This window comes from Acidovorax sp. HDW3 (genome assembly GCF_011303755.1).
Lineage (GTDB): Bacteria > Pseudomonadota > Gammaproteobacteria > Burkholderiales > Burkholderiaceae_C > Paenacidovorax.
The window spans coordinates 2,406,559-2,421,119 of the sequence record NZ_CP049885.1 but is presented as its reverse complement, the minus strand read 5'-3'; the positions used below and the strand labels follow the sequence as shown (position 1 = coordinate 2,421,119).

The 14,561-nt window shown below is 61.1% G+C and carries 10 protein-coding genes and 1 tRNA gene; 2 read left to right on the top strand and 9 right to left on the bottom strand.

From position 1 onward, the window contains the following. The first annotated feature begins 76 nt into the window (after positions 1–76). Positions 77–3,868, top strand: coding sequence for a phosphatase PAP2 family protein (locus G7045_RS11125; protein WP_166159697.1), 3,792 nt, complete (start codon positions 77–79; stop codon positions 3,866–3,868). On the opposite strand, the gene G7045_RS14960 is transcribed toward G7045_RS11125, so the two are convergent. From G7045_RS14960 to G7045_RS11080, 9 genes are all read right to left on the bottom strand, one after another. Continuing rightward, positions 3,781–4,131, bottom strand: coding sequence for a HipA domain-containing protein (locus G7045_RS14960; RefSeq protein ID WP_370521634.1), 351 nt, complete (start codon positions 4,129–4,131; stop codon positions 3,781–3,783). The two genes, G7045_RS11125 and G7045_RS14960, sit on opposite strands and share 88 nt — an antisense overlap. A gap of 97 nt (positions 4,132–4,228) precedes the next feature. Beyond that, complete coding sequence (locus tag G7045_RS11115) at positions 4,229–5,212, bottom strand: IS481 family transposase (RefSeq protein ID WP_166159232.1); 984 nt, start codon at positions 5,210–5,212, stop codon at positions 4,229–4,231. 283 nt (positions 5,213–5,495) lie between these two features. Next, the gene (locus tag G7045_RS11110) at positions 5,496–6,959 is read right to left on the bottom strand and encodes a Fic family protein (RefSeq protein ID WP_166159696.1); all 1,464 of its coding nucleotides are present in this window, start codon (positions 6,957–6,959) and stop codon (positions 5,496–5,498) included. Between the two features lie 332 nt (positions 6,960–7,291). Then, on the bottom strand, positions 7,292–8,656 hold the full coding sequence (gene miaB / locus G7045_RS11105; protein ID WP_166159695.1) for a tRNA (N6-isopentenyl adenosine(37)-C2)-methylthiotransferase MiaB: 1,365 nt from the start codon (positions 8,654–8,656) through the stop codon (positions 7,292–7,294). A 106-nt stretch (positions 8,657–8,762) separates the two neighbouring features. Continuing rightward, a tRNA-Met gene (locus tag G7045_RS11100) sits at positions 8,763–8,839 on the bottom strand. Between the two features lie 26 nt (positions 8,840–8,865). Then, positions 8,866–9,645, bottom strand: coding sequence for an enoyl-CoA hydratase (locus tag G7045_RS11095; protein WP_166160441.1), 780 nt, complete (start codon positions 9,643–9,645; stop codon positions 8,866–8,868). A gap of 45 nt (positions 9,646–9,690) precedes the next feature. Further along, a complete protein-coding gene (locus G7045_RS11090; protein ID WP_166159694.1) occupies positions 9,691–11,460 on the bottom strand; it encodes a M61 family metallopeptidase in 1,770 nt (589 codons plus the stop codon). Between the two features lie 2 nt (positions 11,461–11,462). Beyond that, positions 11,463–12,182 carry a DsbC family protein gene (locus tag G7045_RS11085; protein WP_240919319.1) on the bottom strand — a complete coding sequence of 240 codons (720 nt, stop codon included), beginning with the start codon at positions 12,180–12,182 and terminating at the stop codon, positions 11,463–11,465. Positions 12,183–12,217: 35 nt separating this feature from the next. Continuing rightward, positions 12,218–13,354 carry an FAD-dependent monooxygenase gene (locus tag G7045_RS11080; protein WP_166159692.1) on the bottom strand — a complete coding sequence of 379 codons (1,137 nt, stop codon included), beginning with the start codon at positions 13,352–13,354 and terminating at the stop codon, positions 12,218–12,220. A gap of 85 nt (positions 13,355–13,439) precedes the next feature. Between G7045_RS11080 and ychF the strand changes: the two genes are divergently transcribed. Then, positions 13,440–14,534 (top strand): redox-regulated ATPase YchF, encoded by a 1,095-nt coding sequence (gene ychF / locus G7045_RS11075; RefSeq protein ID WP_166159691.1) that lies wholly within the window; start codon positions 13,440–13,442, stop codon positions 14,532–14,534. Positions 14,535–14,561: the final 27 nt, after the last annotated feature.

Below are 14,561 nucleotides of genomic sequence, written 5' to 3'. Positions count from 1 at the left end.
TTTTCTTTGATTTTTTCATGTAATTGAGTGCTTTGGCGGCACGTTGATTGCAATGCACATGCGAATGGCGTTCAGAATGCGTAATACCCCCGATGCTGCCAGTTTCTTTGCCCCCACGGTGTTGCCTGATGTGGCAGTTTTTCGTTTTTGGGGCTTGGGCTTGTTGTGGGCTAGCCTGTTGATGGATGGTTTACTGTTTTTGTTTAACGGCTCTTTCAAATGGTGGCTTATTTTTTGGGGGCACAAAGAGGTAGATGCCATTGTTGTGCAATGGGCTATTCCTTGGAGTATTGCAACTTTTGCGCTGCTGCTGGCTGGGCAGCGCCCGTGTAGTCGCAAGCAATTTGTGTGGTTGTTGGGGGTTGGGGCGGCTTTGCTGTTGTGGCTGGTTGCCTGGGATTCTTATAATTTCAATCAATTTAGTTTCTCAATAAAGGTTAATGTTTTTTTGTTGCCTTTAACTATATGGCTGGCGGGGCAAGCCATTTTGTCTTTTTGCTATGCGCGGCGTGATCGAGGTCTGATGCCTGTCTGGGTACAGCCTTGGTTGTGGTTGGGTATTATGATTGCCAGTTTGGTGGTCATGGCTTCGTGTTTGCTTGAGCTCAATAGTAAATTATTACCACTAACTTTTGATTATTTTTTTTATAAAATAGATCAGGCTTTTGGTGGTGCCGCCCGTTGGGCGGCGATGCAGGTAGGACAGAATCAAACACATTTTTTTGGAAAATTAACCCATGAGGTGTATGACATTCTTGGGGTCTTGTTTTTTCCTGTCCTGGCGCTGATTATTGGGGAAAATAAATCGCGCAGCTTGAATGTTTGGCGGGTTTTGTTTGTTCCTTATGCTGTGGCGGCAATATGTTATTTGTGTTTTCCAGCTACAGGGCCAGGGGTTGCGATCATGGGCTATCCCGCCACGGCTGCCCAGCCCCAGGATTTGACGGCGGCATTTGTTTCTGTTTTGCCTGCGCCGCGCAATGCTATGCCATCTTTGCATTTGTCCAGTGCTATTTGGATTTTTATGTTATGTGCCAGCTTGCGGCGCAAATGGATTTTTGCTCTTTCGGTCCTGTTTGTGTTGGGAACCGCCTGGGCTACGCTGGCAATTGGAGAGCATTACGTCATTGATCTGATGGTTGCTATGCCTTTTGCTCCAGCGTTGGGCTTGTTTCTGATGAATCCGCCGCGTTGGAAAATAGCCCCCCGTTGGCAGCATTACCTCCAATGGGCCGCTGGTGCCACCTTTGTGCTGTGGATGCTACTGCTACGCCTGGCCCCTGATTGGCTGATTGCCCACCCTGGTACGGTGCAATGGCTTTCTGTTTGGAGCGTGGCCGCTGGTGTGCTGCTTTTGGCGCTGCATGTGCGCTGCGTCTGGCGTGAAGAAGATACCAACGAAGTCTTGCTCGCCCAGCACCAGCCGGCACTGGCCCCCAAGCCTTTTTCCGCCCCCACCTTTCTGCCCGCTGAATTAAAAGGGCGGCGCTGGTTGGTGGGCATTTTCTTTTTCTCCGGTTTTGCTGGTTTGGTTTATGAGGTGGTGTACGCCAAAGCCTTGGGCGTGACTTTTGGTGGCACGGCGCTGGCAGCCAATACGGTGCTGATGACCTATATGGGCGGCATGGCCTTGGGGGCCTGGCTGGGCGGCATGTTGGCCGAGCGCAGCGCGCGCCCGTTGCTTCTGTACGCTTACTTTGAGGCGGCCATTGGCCTGTATGCGGCCATTACCCCCAGCCTGTTTGCTGGCATCCAAAGCCTGTATGTGGCGCTGGCGCTCGATGCACCGCCCGACGCTGCCTGGCTTACCGCCCTGCGCATGGGCCTGGGTGCGGTGGTGCTGGGCGTACCCACGGTGCTGATGGGGGCCACGCTACCGCTGGTGTTCAAGTGCCTGCAGGGTATGGGCATTCCCACGGCGCGTGCGATTGCGCCGCTGTATGGGGCCAATGTGCTGGGCGCTGCCGCAGGTGCCTTGGTGGCGGGCTATGCCTTGTTGCCAGCGGTGGGGCGCAATGGCGGTACGTTGTTGGCGGCGGTTATCAGCCTGCTGGTGGCTTTGTATGTGATTGAAAAAATCAAGCAAGGCGGAGATAGGATAAGCGCGAACAGCTCTATTTTTGATAGTGATAGTACGGCAGCCGCTGCGCCCCTGGTGCAGTCCCCAGGCGGGCGCACCGGGCTGGCGGCCCTGGCCGTGCTCGCGGTGGGCGGTGTCGTCACTCTGGCGCTGGAGGTGGTGTTCATGCACCTGCTGGCGGTGGTGGCAGGCAACAGCGTGTACGCCTTTGGCCTGATGCTAGCCACCTTCTTACTGGGTTTGGGCTTGGGCTCCACGGTGGGCGAGGCGCTGATGCGCCGCATTGACCGTGCCACGGTGGTCTTGGCCGCGCAGTGCGGCGTGGCGCTGGCGATTTTGCTCACTGCCTTTGTGTGGGACGGCCTGGCCGATTACATGGGCAGCTTTGCCTACGCGCAGCAGCAGGGCTTGTACCTGTCGTTTTCTGCGCGGGAGCTGATTCGCGCCCTGGTTTGCGCCCTGGCCATGCTGCCGCCCGCATTCTGCATTGGCATGAGCTACCCGGCTGCCATGGGCTTGGCGGCAGACTGGCTGGCAGTGCGCCGCTTTGGTGGCCAGGCTGCACGTGGCGTGGGGCTGGCCAGTGCGCTCAACACCTTGGGCAATATCGCGGGAGTGCTGCTGGCGGGCTTTTGGTGGCTGCCGCAATACGGCTCCAACCGTGTGCTGCTGGGCCTGGCCGTGGTCGCGGTGCTGCTCGCAGCCTTTATCGCCTGGGCGCAGCAAGCGGCGGCAACAACCCCGCGAGCGCCCAAGCAGTGGCTGCAGCCGTGGTTGCCTGTGGGCGGCATGGCGGCGGCTTTGCTGCTGTTTCCCGCGCAGTGGAATTACACGGCGCTTTCCACCGGCGGCAATGTGTACTTCTATCCGCAGAACTGGGGTGAGGTGATTGACCACGCCGAAAGCGTGGAAGGAGGCATGACTACCGTGGCCCAAGCTGCCGATGGTAAGCACCTGACGCTGCTGACTAATGGCAAATTCCAGGGTAATAACGCTGAGGGTGGCGAAATGGTGGCGCAGGAGTCGATTGCACTCATTCCCCTCATGCACCAGGCGTGGCGTGACCATGCTTTGGTAATTGGCTACGGCACGGGTATGACGGCGCGGGTGCTGCAAGACCAGGGTTTTGCCAAACTGGATGTGGCAGAAACCTCGCGCGATATTGTGACGATGGCCGATCGCCATTTTTCCAATATCAATGCACATATTTCCAGTCACCCGTCAGTCGCCATGCACTACACCGATGGGCGCAATTATTTGCTCACACAAACGGCGCAATACGATTTAATCAGTTTGGAAATAAGTAGTATCTGGTTTGCGGGTGCGGCAAATTTGTACAACCGTGAATTTTACGAACTGGCGAATACGCGCTTGCGTCCGCAAGGAGTTTTGCAGCAATGGGTGCAGTTGCACCATATGCGGCCTATGGATTTTTTATATATCCTGGGTTCGGTGCGCTCGGTATTTAAGTATGTGTGGATTTATGTGAGTGGTGGACAGGGCATCATCGTTGCTAGCAATGATGATGCTGCAGTGCATAACGAGGCGGCGTTGGATAAGTTGATGCACAGCCATGCCATTTCCACCCTCAAGCTGCCCGATTTGCCTCAAGCCCTGGTTGCGGGGCCACAGCAAATTGATGCCTTGATTGCGCGTTTTGACCCGCAGTTGCGATTTTTTGTCTCTACCGACAAAAATCTCTATCTGGAATACGCAACCCCCAAGGGCAATGCAATGAAGGAAGACGGAATGCCGGTGTTGCTGGATTTGCTCAAAGGCAAGTTGTAGGCGATGAGGGGGATCAGGTGGCCGCAAAAGTGGTTCCCCTGAGCCCCCTTGGCGCATAGGGTGCAAATGCCACAGGATTTCAGGTTCTTGTCTATCCTGCTTTGGATGTGATTCAAGGCTTCGCCCATGATGTCCATCTGGTGGTAGCCAGCGGGGCCTTCGTAGTAGGTTACGTCATAGGCTGGCGCAAGTTGCCAATGGCCTTTGCTGTCCATGAGATAAGAGAAATTTTTCGGGTGATCGTCGCGGTTGTTGAATGCCACATTGAGGGAACCTCTAGGCTGTGGCCAAAAAGCGCATCAAGGCACGCGAGGTGGCCAAGAAGGCTCAGCCGCTCTGATCGGTTTAATGGCGAAGCTGCTATGTGTCAAGTCCCGCCTGTTTGTAAACACGCTTCTTGAACAATTCCGGCTTTTTTGCATACCAATCCTTCAACGCCTGAACGGGTGAAACGTGCTTGAGTGCACGCTGTGGAATCTGGTGGTTGTAGGTTTTGACGTAGTTCATCAATGTGGCCTCCAGTTGCGCTGCGGATGCAAAGCGCGTTTGCCGGATGACTTCGCTGATACGCCCGTTGAAGCGCTCCACCATGCCGTTGGTCTGCGGGTGACGCGGCGGACACAGCCGGTGCTCAATGCCCAATGCCTTGCAGCGCACATCGAACTTGTGCCGTCCGCTGGGTTCGCGTTTTTTGTTTGTGAACCGATCCGTGAACTGGCTGCCGTTGTCGGTGAGTAGTTTGACGATCTTCATGGGCGCTGCACGCTCAAGACGCTGCAGAAAGTCCACGCTGGAGTCCTCGCTCTGATCGGCATAGATGTGCATGAACACCCAGCGCGTTGCCCGGTCTATGGCCACGAACAGATAGCGCCGCTGGCGCTCGTCGGGCATCTGCGGCAGGTATTTGATGTCCACATGCACAAAGCCTGGTTCATAGTCCTTGAAGGTCTTGACGGGCTTGTCAGCAGTGCCCGCATCGGCTTGGGCCTGGGCCTGAAGTTCACGCAAACTGGAGACGCCGTGGCGGCGCAAGCAACGATCCAGACCTGCACGGGAGACCTGCGGGTTCACAAACTCTCGCACCACCGCCAGCAGGTCATCCAGGGGCAGAAACAGCAGGCGGCGCAGCTCCACGGCGATGGCTTCCTGCACGGGCGAGAGCGTGGTATGCAGCGTGTGCGGACGGTGCGAGAGGTCATCCGGACTGTCTCGGTGCTTCCATTTGCGTGCTGTCGCACGGTTGATGTTGTAGCGATCGGCCAGTTCTGCAATCGATGCTGACGAAGCTTTAATCTCGGCTCTCGTACGCGGTGTGGTTCGTGCTTGCGCGTGCACTTGGCTCATGTCGATTGCTCCTGTTTGAAGGATTCCACCACGTTGCGCATTACCTCTCTTGCTTGGAAGAATGCCCAACTCCTGTGGGGTATATGATCACACGAGATGGGACAGCTATGGGCTTGACCTGGCGCGGCTTCGCCCTCAACAACGATCACCGAGGTGGTTTATCAAGGAAAAAAACCAACCCCAGGCACTACACTTATCCACAGCCAGCCTTCACAGGCTGACCCATAGCCCTGGCTCAAAATTCAATCGGCACGGTGGCTCAGTTTTGAATCGGCGTCAACACTCATGGCCTGTCTTGCGTTTTAAGCTGCTGTGCTTGTTGTTGCCCGCTGGCGGTGAGGCGGTAGCGTTGTAGGCGGCTGTTGGGCTTGTCGGGTAGGGTTGGCTCTATGAACCCTGCTTCCAGTGCGGGACGCAAATAATTGGCTCTGAATGTAGGTCGATGCTTTATGCCTACTGCCTGCTGAATTGCAGAAGGGGCAAGCTCTCCATGAATCAGCGTTTCCAGTAAGCGGGCGACTGGGTCGGTGACTGGGTCGGTGACTGGGTCGGTGACTGGGGGTGTCGGCACAGAAACCGCCTTGCCAGCCGTTGCACTGGGTCGGTAGGTACGGGCAATCACCGCCTTGAATTCATTACCACTTTGGTGATCCTGCAGCTCAATTTGCGGCCAGGCTTGCAGGGCGCGGTGTATGCCGCTGCCCAGCCCACGAAACGGCAGCAGGTGTGCAGCGTGTTCGCTCAGTACCGGGTTGCGGCGTTTGGTCTTGCCTTGCTGGATGTCGTGGGTGCTCAGGTTGCCGGGCAAATGGCCGGGGCTGATGATCTCGATACGGTTACGGAAAACCAGAATCCGGATGGAGGCGCTGTCGAAGTAGTCCCGGTGCATCAGGGCGTTGACCAGCAGTTCTTCTATGGCTTCAGGCGGGATTTCCAGTTCGCCCAGGGTGTTGAAGCCTCTGCCGTTTTGCACGTGGTGCAGGTTGCGTTTGATAAAGGCAAAGCTGCGCTGGAATTGTTCGTTCAGGGTACCGTAGATGTCTTCGCTGTCCTGGTATTGGGTATCACCAATGAAGTTGCCATAAAACGCCACGGCTTTGACCATGCACACAGGCAGCCAGCGCTGTGGTTGGGTGGCAAATAGCAGGGCGCCGGCTACGGTCAGGTGCTGGTCTTTCATCAGGCCCATGCTGATCAAGCTGTGTTTTTGCTCTTCTGGTGGGCAGGGGTGGCCAAAGCGTTTTTGGTAGTAGGCCTGAAATGCTTTTTCATCCAAATGAGCCACGCTGCTTTCGGGGATGGGCAGGGTGTCGGCCTGAATCAGCCCGGCATTCAAGAACATGCGCTGAATTTCTTCGCGCGAGGTGACATGGCGCTTGTCAGCTCCGCTTTTGACCCAAACGCGGCCTTGCAAATCCATATAGGGCTTGTTCAGGCCGTCTGCGACGGTGACGACTACCACCAGCCCTTTCTTGGTGGTGATGTTGGCTGTGCGCGGATGAATGGGCGGGCGCACATGGGCGCTGGCGGTATTGCTCAGTTGCTGGTTGAATTGGCGCACCTGCTCGGGGGTGATGCCGCTGATGCTGCCATCGTCCTCTACCCCGACAAAAATCCGTCCGCCGCCGCTGTTGCTCATGGCGACCAGTTCGGCAGCCAGACTTTCGAGGTGCGTGATCTGGCGTTTGAATTGGTGCTGGCTGTCCTCGCCAGCGCAGAGGATGCGGTGTAGTTCTTGCTCTTGCATGGCGGCCTTGGTATTTGTCAAGGTAATTGTCCCCTTTTTCACGCCGCCACCGGCTAGATTGCGTTGTCCTGGCCCTGCGGCCTGTCCGGGTTGAGCCACACCTTGGTGCGCTCAGGGGGAGATGGGGTTTTTAGAGCCCTCCTGGAGAGCATAAAACCATAGCTGCTCACGCTTGACTGGCAAGGGTTTGCGGCTGTTTTTATGTCAAAACTTACCCCTTGCAAGTCGTTTTTTGCGCTACGCGCGGCCCGCCGTGGGCTGGGAGGGCGGTAAACAGGGCATTTTCAAGGGATTTTTTGGCATTAACCCCTTGCTGGATAAGCGTGAGTAGCTCAGTTTTTGATAGCGATCTCCGCCGTTGCCACCTCGCCACGCAGGGTGTAGCTCATGGCCTCGGTGATGTGCACATCCACCATCTGCCCGATCAGGCGCTCGGGGGCGGGGAAGTTGACCACGCGGTTGCACTCGGTGCGGCCCATGAGCTCGCCGTTGTCGCGTTTGGAGTAGCCCTCGACCAGCAGGCGCTGCACCGTGCCGACGCGCTCCTGGCTGATGTCTTTGATGTTGCGGTTGATGACCGCTTGCAGCTCTTGCAGGCGGCGCAGTTTCACGTCGTGCGGCGTGTCGTCGTGCAGGTTCGCCGCTGGCGTGCCGGGGCGGGGGCTGAAGATGAAGCTGAAGCTGTTGTCAAAGCGCACGTCGTCAATGAGCTTCATCATCTTGGCAAAGTCTTCCTCCGTCTCGCCGGGGAAGCCGACGATGAAGTCGCTGCTCATGGCCATGTCGGGGCGGATGGCGCGCAGTTTGCGGATGGTGCTTTTGTATTCCATGGCCGTGTAGCCGCGCTTCATGGCCATGAGGATGCGGTCTGAGCCGTGCTGCACCGGCAGGTGCAGGTGATTGACCAGCTTGGGGATTTTGTCGTAGGCGGCGATCAGGCGCGGCGTGAATTCGTTGGGGTGGCTGGTGGTGTAGCGGATGCGCTCGATGCCCGGAATCTCGGCCACGTATTCGAGCAGCAGGGCAAAGTCGGCCTTCTCGGCGGTATCGCCCATGGCGCCCAGGTAGGCGTTGACGTTTTGGCCCAGGAGCGTGACTTCCTTCACGCCCTGGTCGGCCAGGCCGGCCACTTCGACCAGCACGTCTTCAAACGGGCGGCTCACTTCCTCGCCGCGTGTGTACGGTACGACGCAGTAGCTGCAGTATTTGCTGCAGCCTTCCATGATGGAGACGAAGGCGCTGGCGCCCTCGACGCGCGCGGGCGGCAGGTGGTCGAATTTCTCGATCTCGGGAAAGCTGATATCGACTTGCGGGCGCTGCTGGGCCTGGCGGGCGTTGAGCAGCTCGGGCAGGCGGTGCAGGGTTTGCGGGCCAAAGACGACATCGACAAACGGTGCGCGCTTGATGATTTCCTCGCCCTCCTGGCTGGCGACGCAGCCGCCGACGCCGATGAGCACGCCTTTTTCCTTCAGGTGCTTGACGCGGCCGAGGTCGCTAAAGACTTTTTCCTGCGCTTTTTCGCGCACCGAGCAGGTGTTGAAGAGGATGAGGTCGGCTTCTTCGGGGTTGTCGGTGGCTTCGTAGCTTTGCGCCGCGCCGAGCACGTCGGCCATCTTGGCCGAGTCGTACTCGTTCATCTGGCAGCCAAAGGTTTTGATGAAGACTTTTTTCGACGAGGGGGGCGTGGTGGTGCTCATACAGCGGGCAATGGTGTTTATCCAGGGGCTGGAGGGGTGAAGTGGCAGCCAAGAAAAAAACCCACAGTGGGTTGCCTCACTGTGGGTTTTTGTCTGGTTTTGTGTTTGGTGGTCGTAGAGGGACTTGAACCTTCGACATCAGCATTATGAATGCTGCGCTCTAACCAACTGAGCTATACGACCGCAAGACGCGCATTATATGCCGAAAATTACTGGTTGGTAAAGTTCGCCGCGCGTTTGTTGACGAAGGCGTCCATGCCTTCTTTTTGATCCTGGGTGGCGAACAGGGCGTGGAACAGGCGGCGCTCGAACATCAGGCCGTCCGAGAGCGTGCCCTCAAAAGCGCGGTTCACGCTTTCCTTGGCCGCCATGACGGTGATCTGCGAGAAGCCGCTGATGATGAGGGCCGCGCCCAGGGCTTCTTCCATGAGCTTGTCCAGCGGCACCACGCGGCTGACCAGACCGGCGCGCTCGGCCTCGGTGGCGTCCATCATGCGGGCGGTGAGGGCCATGTCCATGGCCTTGGCCTTGCCCACGGCGCGCGGCAGGCGCTGTGTGCCGCCGGCGCCGGGGATGACGCCGAGCTTGATCTCGGGCTGGCCGAACTTGGCGTTGTCGGCGGCGATGATGAAGTCGCACATCATCGCCAGCTCGCAGCCCCCGCCCAGGGCAAAGCCGCTGACGGCGGCGATGATGGGCTTGCGCACGCTGCGCATCTGCTCCCAGTTGCGCGTGATGAAGTCGCCTTTGTACGCATCGGCAAAGTTGTACTTGGCCATGGCGGTGATGTCGGCGCCGGCGGCAAAGGCTTTTTCGCTGCCGGTGACGATGATGCAGCCGATGGCGGCATCGGCGTCAAAGGCCTTGAGCGCCGCCCCGAGCTCGTCCATGAGCTGGTCGTTGAGCGCGTTGAGCTGCTTGGGGCGGTGGAGGGTGATGATGCCGACCTTGTCGGCTTCGGTGCGCACGGTGATGCATTCGTAGGCCAATTCCATCTCCTGGGTGGTGGTTAAACCGTTCGACTATAGCCAGACTCAGGCGCCCTGCAGCCAGCCCCGCGCGCGTTCGCTGTTGCTGGCGGGCAGCTCCAGGCGCACGCTGTCGCCCTGGGGCTGGGTGGGGGGCAGTTGCAGCGGCAGGCGCAGCAGCCGGCCATTGCGGGCGACCAGGGCGGTGGCGTTGCTGCCGGGGGCGGCGTACAGCGCCAGGTCGTCGAGCTGGTGCAGGCGCCAGGCCTGGCCGGCGGCCTCCAGGCCCAGCCATTCGTCGCCGGCCATGAAACCGGCGGCTTCGGCGGCGCTGGCGCGCAGCACGGTTTTGATGACGATGGTGCTGCCTTCTTGCACGCGCAGGCCCAGGCGCTGGGCGGGCTGGGCCGGCTCGCTGTGCCACTGCACGCCCTGGCTGGCGAGCAGCTCGGCCAGAGGCAGTTCGGTGGTGCTGTGCACCCAGGCCGCAATTTCTGCGGCCCAGCTGCGGCCACTGCATTGTTCGAGTGCGGCCAGCAGGTCGGCCTCTTGCATGGGGCCGCCTTGGCAGCGCTGCCAGAGGGCGCGCAGCACGGCGTCGAGGGTGCTGCGGCCTTCGCGGCGCAGCGCCAAATCCAGGCACAGGGCGACGAGCGCGCCCTTGGTGTAGTAGCTGACGGTGGCGTTGGGCGTGTTCTCGTCCTGGCGGTAGTACTTGACCCAGGCGTCAAAGCTGGCCTGGGCCACCGTCTGCACCTGCCGGCCCGGGGTCTGCAGCAGCTGGTTGATGGCTTTGGTGAGCAGTTTGAGGTAGCTGGCGTCGTCGATCAGGCCGGCGCGGCGCAGCAGCAGGTCGTCGTAGTAGCTGGTAAAGCCTTCAAAGAACCACAGCAGCGCGGTGTAGTTTTCGCGCTGGTAGTCGTAGGGGGCGAATTCCGCCGGGCGCAGGCGCTTGACGCACCAGCTGTGAAAGTACTCGTGGCTGATCAGGCCGAGCAGCTGCACATAGCCTTCGCTGGCCTTGGTGTCGCCCTGGCGCGGCAGGTCGCTGCGCTTGCAGATCAGGGCCGTGCTGTCGCGGTGCTCCAGGCCGCCGTAGCCGTCGTGCGTGGCGTGCAGCAAGAACAGGTACTGGGCAAAGGGCGGTGGGCCTTCGGGCTGCCACAGGCGGATGGCGGCTTCGCAGATGCGGCGGCTGTCGGCCGCCAGCTGCGCCAGGTCGGTGGTGGCGGCGCTGCTTGCGAGCACGAAGCGGTGCGGCGTGCCGCAGGCGTCGAACGTGGTGCTGACAAAGGGGCCGAGTTCGACCGGGCAGTCGGCCAGGTGGTCGTAGTCCTGGGCGCGGTAGCGGCCAAAACCCTGGGTGTCGGTTTTTAAGGGAAAAAGGGCTGTAGCGCAATGCCAGAGCGCGCTAGTAGCTATTGTTTTAGGAGCATCGAGGGTGACTTCGCAGGGGGCGTTGTCCTGCCCGAGCACGCGCAGGCACAGGCTGGTGGCGTTGAAGAAGCCGCGCTGGCTGTCGAGCCAGGCGGTGCGCACCGAGGCGTCGTAGGCGCAGATTTGGTAGTGCAGCGTCAGCGGCTGGCCGCTGGTGCAGTCCACGCGCCAGTGGTCTTTGCCCAGCTGCGCCACGGCCAGCGCTTGGCCGCCTTGTGTGGCGCGCAGGTGCTGTAGGTTTTTGGCAAATTCGCGCACCAGGTAGCTGCCCGGAATCCAGGCGGGCAGGGCCAGCTCCTGCGCGGCGGCGGGGGCGGCCACCGTCAGCTCCACCGCGTACAGGTGGGCGTGCAGGTCGGCCGGCGTGATGCGGTAGTGCAGGGCGGGGGCAGCGGCCATGGTCAGCGGGCGCTGGCGGTTTCGGCCAGGCGCTTTTCCACCTCTTGCGCGCCAATGGCGCCGGGTACGCGCGAGCCGTCGGTGAAGATCAGGGTCGGGGTGCCGGTGATTTTGTGTTTTTTGCCCAGCGCCAGGTTGCGCTGCAGGGCGGCGGTGTCGCAGCTGGCGCTGGCGGGCGTTTTTTCGCGCAGCATCAGGTCGTGCCAGGCGGCTTCGGGGCTCTTGGCGCACCAGATGTTGCGTGATTTTTCTACCGAATCCGGGCTCAGGATGGGGTAGAGAAACAGGTGCACGGTGACGTTGTTGACGTTTTGCATGTCGCGCTCGAAGCGCTTGCAGTAACCGCAGTTGGGGTCTTCAAACACGGCCAGTTTGCGCGAGCCGTCGCCGCGCACGATAGTGACGGCGTCCTTGAACGGCAGCTCGTCGAACTTGACGGCGGTGAGCTTGTTGATGCGGTCTTCGGTCAGGTTGCGCCGCGCCTTGGTGTCGATCAGCTCGCCCTGGATCAGGTAGTTGCCCCGGGCGTCGGTGTAGAACAGGTCGGTGCCGATGCGCACCTCGAACAGGCCGTCCATGGGCGTGGCGCGCACTTCGTCGATCTTGGACAGCTGCGGAATGCGCTCGGCCAGGGTTTTGCGGATTGCGGCCTCGTTCGCCTGAGCGCCCAGCGCCAGGGTGGTGAGCAGGGCGCCGGCGAGCAGGGCGGGTAGTGCGGGCAGTCGGGAGGGGGTAGCGGTCATGTGTGCGTGCGTTCTCAGTGCGTTGATCCCATGGCCTGGCGGGCCATCCATTGTTTGAGCAGGCCGCTGCGCTCGAAGCCCTTGAGGCCCCAGTTGCGCAGGGCCTGCACCGGCGCTTCGGGGCGCACGAAGAGCTGTTGCAGCCCGTCCATGGCCAGGGCCATGGGCAGCAGGGCGGCCTTGCGCTCGCGCTCGTAGCGGCGCAGCAGGCGCAGGTCGGCAATGCTGCGCCAGTCGCGCCCTTGCAGGGTGTGCGCCAGCGCTTGCACGTCGGCCAGGCCCAGGTTCAGCCCCTGGCCGGCCAGGGGATGGACGTTGTGCGCCGCATCGCCCGCCAGCACCCAGCTGTGCGCGGTCTGGCCCGGCTGGGGGCCGCACCAGTGCTGCGCCTGCGCCTGCTGCAGCGGCCAGGCGGCGCGGCGGCTGGTCAATTCCAGGCTGCCGAGCGCGTCGTGGCTCGCGTGCTGCAGTTGCAGGGCAAAGGCTTCGGGTTCGAGCGCCAACAGCTGCGGCGCCTGCTCCTGGGGCACTGACCAGACAATCGCCACCGAGTTCCCCTCGCCACCGGCGAGTGGCAAAAAAGCCAGGATGCTGCCATCGGCGCCAAACCACTGGCGCGCCACCTGGCCGTGCGGCTGGGCGCAGCGCAGGCGCGCGGCAATGGCCTGTTGGGCGTAGGGGGTGGCGGTAAATTCCACACCGAATTCTTCGCGCGTGCGGCTGGCGCGGCCTTCGCAGACGGCGGTCAGGGTGGCGGGCACGGGGGCGTGCACCAGTTCCACCTGGGGTTGGTAGCGCACGGCTTCGGCCAGGCGCATTTCAAGGGCGGGTACGTCCACGATCCAGGCCAGGGCTTCGGCCTGTTGCGCGCTGGCGTCAAAGTGCAGCAGGCCGTCCTGGTCGCCGTGCACCTGCATGTGCTGCACGGCGCAGGCGTGCTGCGGCTCGGGCCAGGCGCGCAGCTGCTGCAGCAGCGCCCGCGAGGTGGCGTTGAGCGCGTAGGCGCGCACGTCCTCGTGCGGCGTGCTGCTGGCAGGTTCGTCGGCAGGGCCGACCAGGGCCACGCGCAGGCGCTCGCGCGCCAAGAGCAGGGCCAGTGTGCGGCCCACGATGCCGGAGCCACGGATACATACGTCAAAGGTTTGCGCCATGGCGGCGATTGTAGGAGCGGCGCAGGGCCATACCCCTGCCCGTAAAATGGCGGGTTTTCCATCTCTCCCCCCAGAAAGCCCTGCCATGAGCCTCAAATGCGGCATCGTGGGTCTGCCCAACGTTGGTAAGTCCACCCTGTTCAACGCCTTGACCAAGGCCGGCATCGCCGCCGAGAACTACCCCTTCTGCACCATCGAGCCCAACACCGGCGTGGTCGAGGTGCCCGACCCGCGCCTGCAGCAGCTGGCGCAGATCATTTCGCCCGAGCGCATCGTGCCGGCCATCGTCGAGTTTGTGGACATTGCCGGCCTGGTGGCGGGCGCGAGCAAGGGCGAGGGCCTGGGCAACCAGTTCCTGGCGCACATCCGCGAGACGGATGCCATCGTCAACGTGGTGCGCTGCTTTGAAGACCCGAACGTGATCCACGTCGCGGGCCGCGTCGATCCGATTGCCGACATCGAGGTCATCCAGACCGAGCTGTGCCTGGCCGACCTGGCCACCGTCGAGAAAGCGCTCAACCGCTACAGCAAGGCGGCCAAGAGCGGCAACGACAAGGAGGCGGCCAAGCTGGTGGCGCTGCTGACGCCCATCCAGGCCGCGCTCAACGAGGGCAAGCCCGCACGCAGCATTGAAGTGAGCAAGGAAGACGCACCGCTGCTCAAGCAGTTTTGCCTCATCACCGCCAAGCCGGCAATGTTCGTCGGCAACGTGGCCGAGGACGGTTTTGCGAACAACCCGCTGCTCGACAAGTTGCGCGAGTACGCTGCTGCGCAAAACGCCCCGGTGGTGGCCATCTGCGCCAAGATCGAAGCCGAGCTGGCGGAGATGGACGATGCCGACCGCCTGGAGTTCCTGCAGGAACTGGGCCAGGACGAACCCGGCCTGAACCGCCTGATCCGCGCCGGCTTCGGCCTGCTGGGGCTGCAGACCTACTTCACCGCTGGCGTGAAGGAAGTGCGAGCCTGGACCATCCACAAAGGCGACACCGCGCCGCAGGCCGCTGGCGTGATCCACGGCGACTTCGAACGCGGCTTCATCCGCGCGCAAACCATCGCCTTTGACGACTTCATCCAATACAAGGGTGAGCAAGGCGCCAAGGACGCGGGCAAGATGCGCGCCGAAGGCAAGGAATATGTGGTCAAGGATGGGGATGTGTTGAACTTTTTGTTCAACGTCTGACCTCTCTTCCTCACCCCAGGCCGCCAG

Coding starts and splice junctions, on each gene's coding strand:
- G7045_RS11125 (WP_166159697.1), top strand. CDS start 77: ATGCGTAATACCCCCGATGCTGCCAGTTTCTTTGCCCCCACGGTGTTG.
- G7045_RS11115 (WP_166159232.1), bottom strand. CDS start 5,212: ATGAGCCAAGTGCACGCGCAAGCACGAACCACACCGCGTACGAGAGCC.
- G7045_RS11110 (WP_166159696.1), bottom strand. CDS start 6,959: ATGCAAGAGCAAGAACTACACCGCATCCTCTGCGCTGGCGAGGACAGC.
- miaB (WP_166159695.1), bottom strand. CDS start 8,656: ATGAGCACCACCACGCCCCCCTCGTCGAAAAAAGTCTTCATCAAAACC.
- G7045_RS11090 (WP_166159694.1), bottom strand. CDS start 11,460: ATGGCCGCTGCCCCCGCCCTGCACTACCGCATCACGCCGGCCGACCTG.
- G7045_RS11080 (WP_166159692.1), bottom strand. CDS start 13,354: ATGGCGCAAACCTTTGACGTATGTATCCGTGGCTCCGGCATCGTGGGC.
- ychF (WP_166159691.1), top strand. CDS start 13,440: ATGAGCCTCAAATGCGGCATCGTGGGTCTGCCCAACGTTGGTAAGTCC.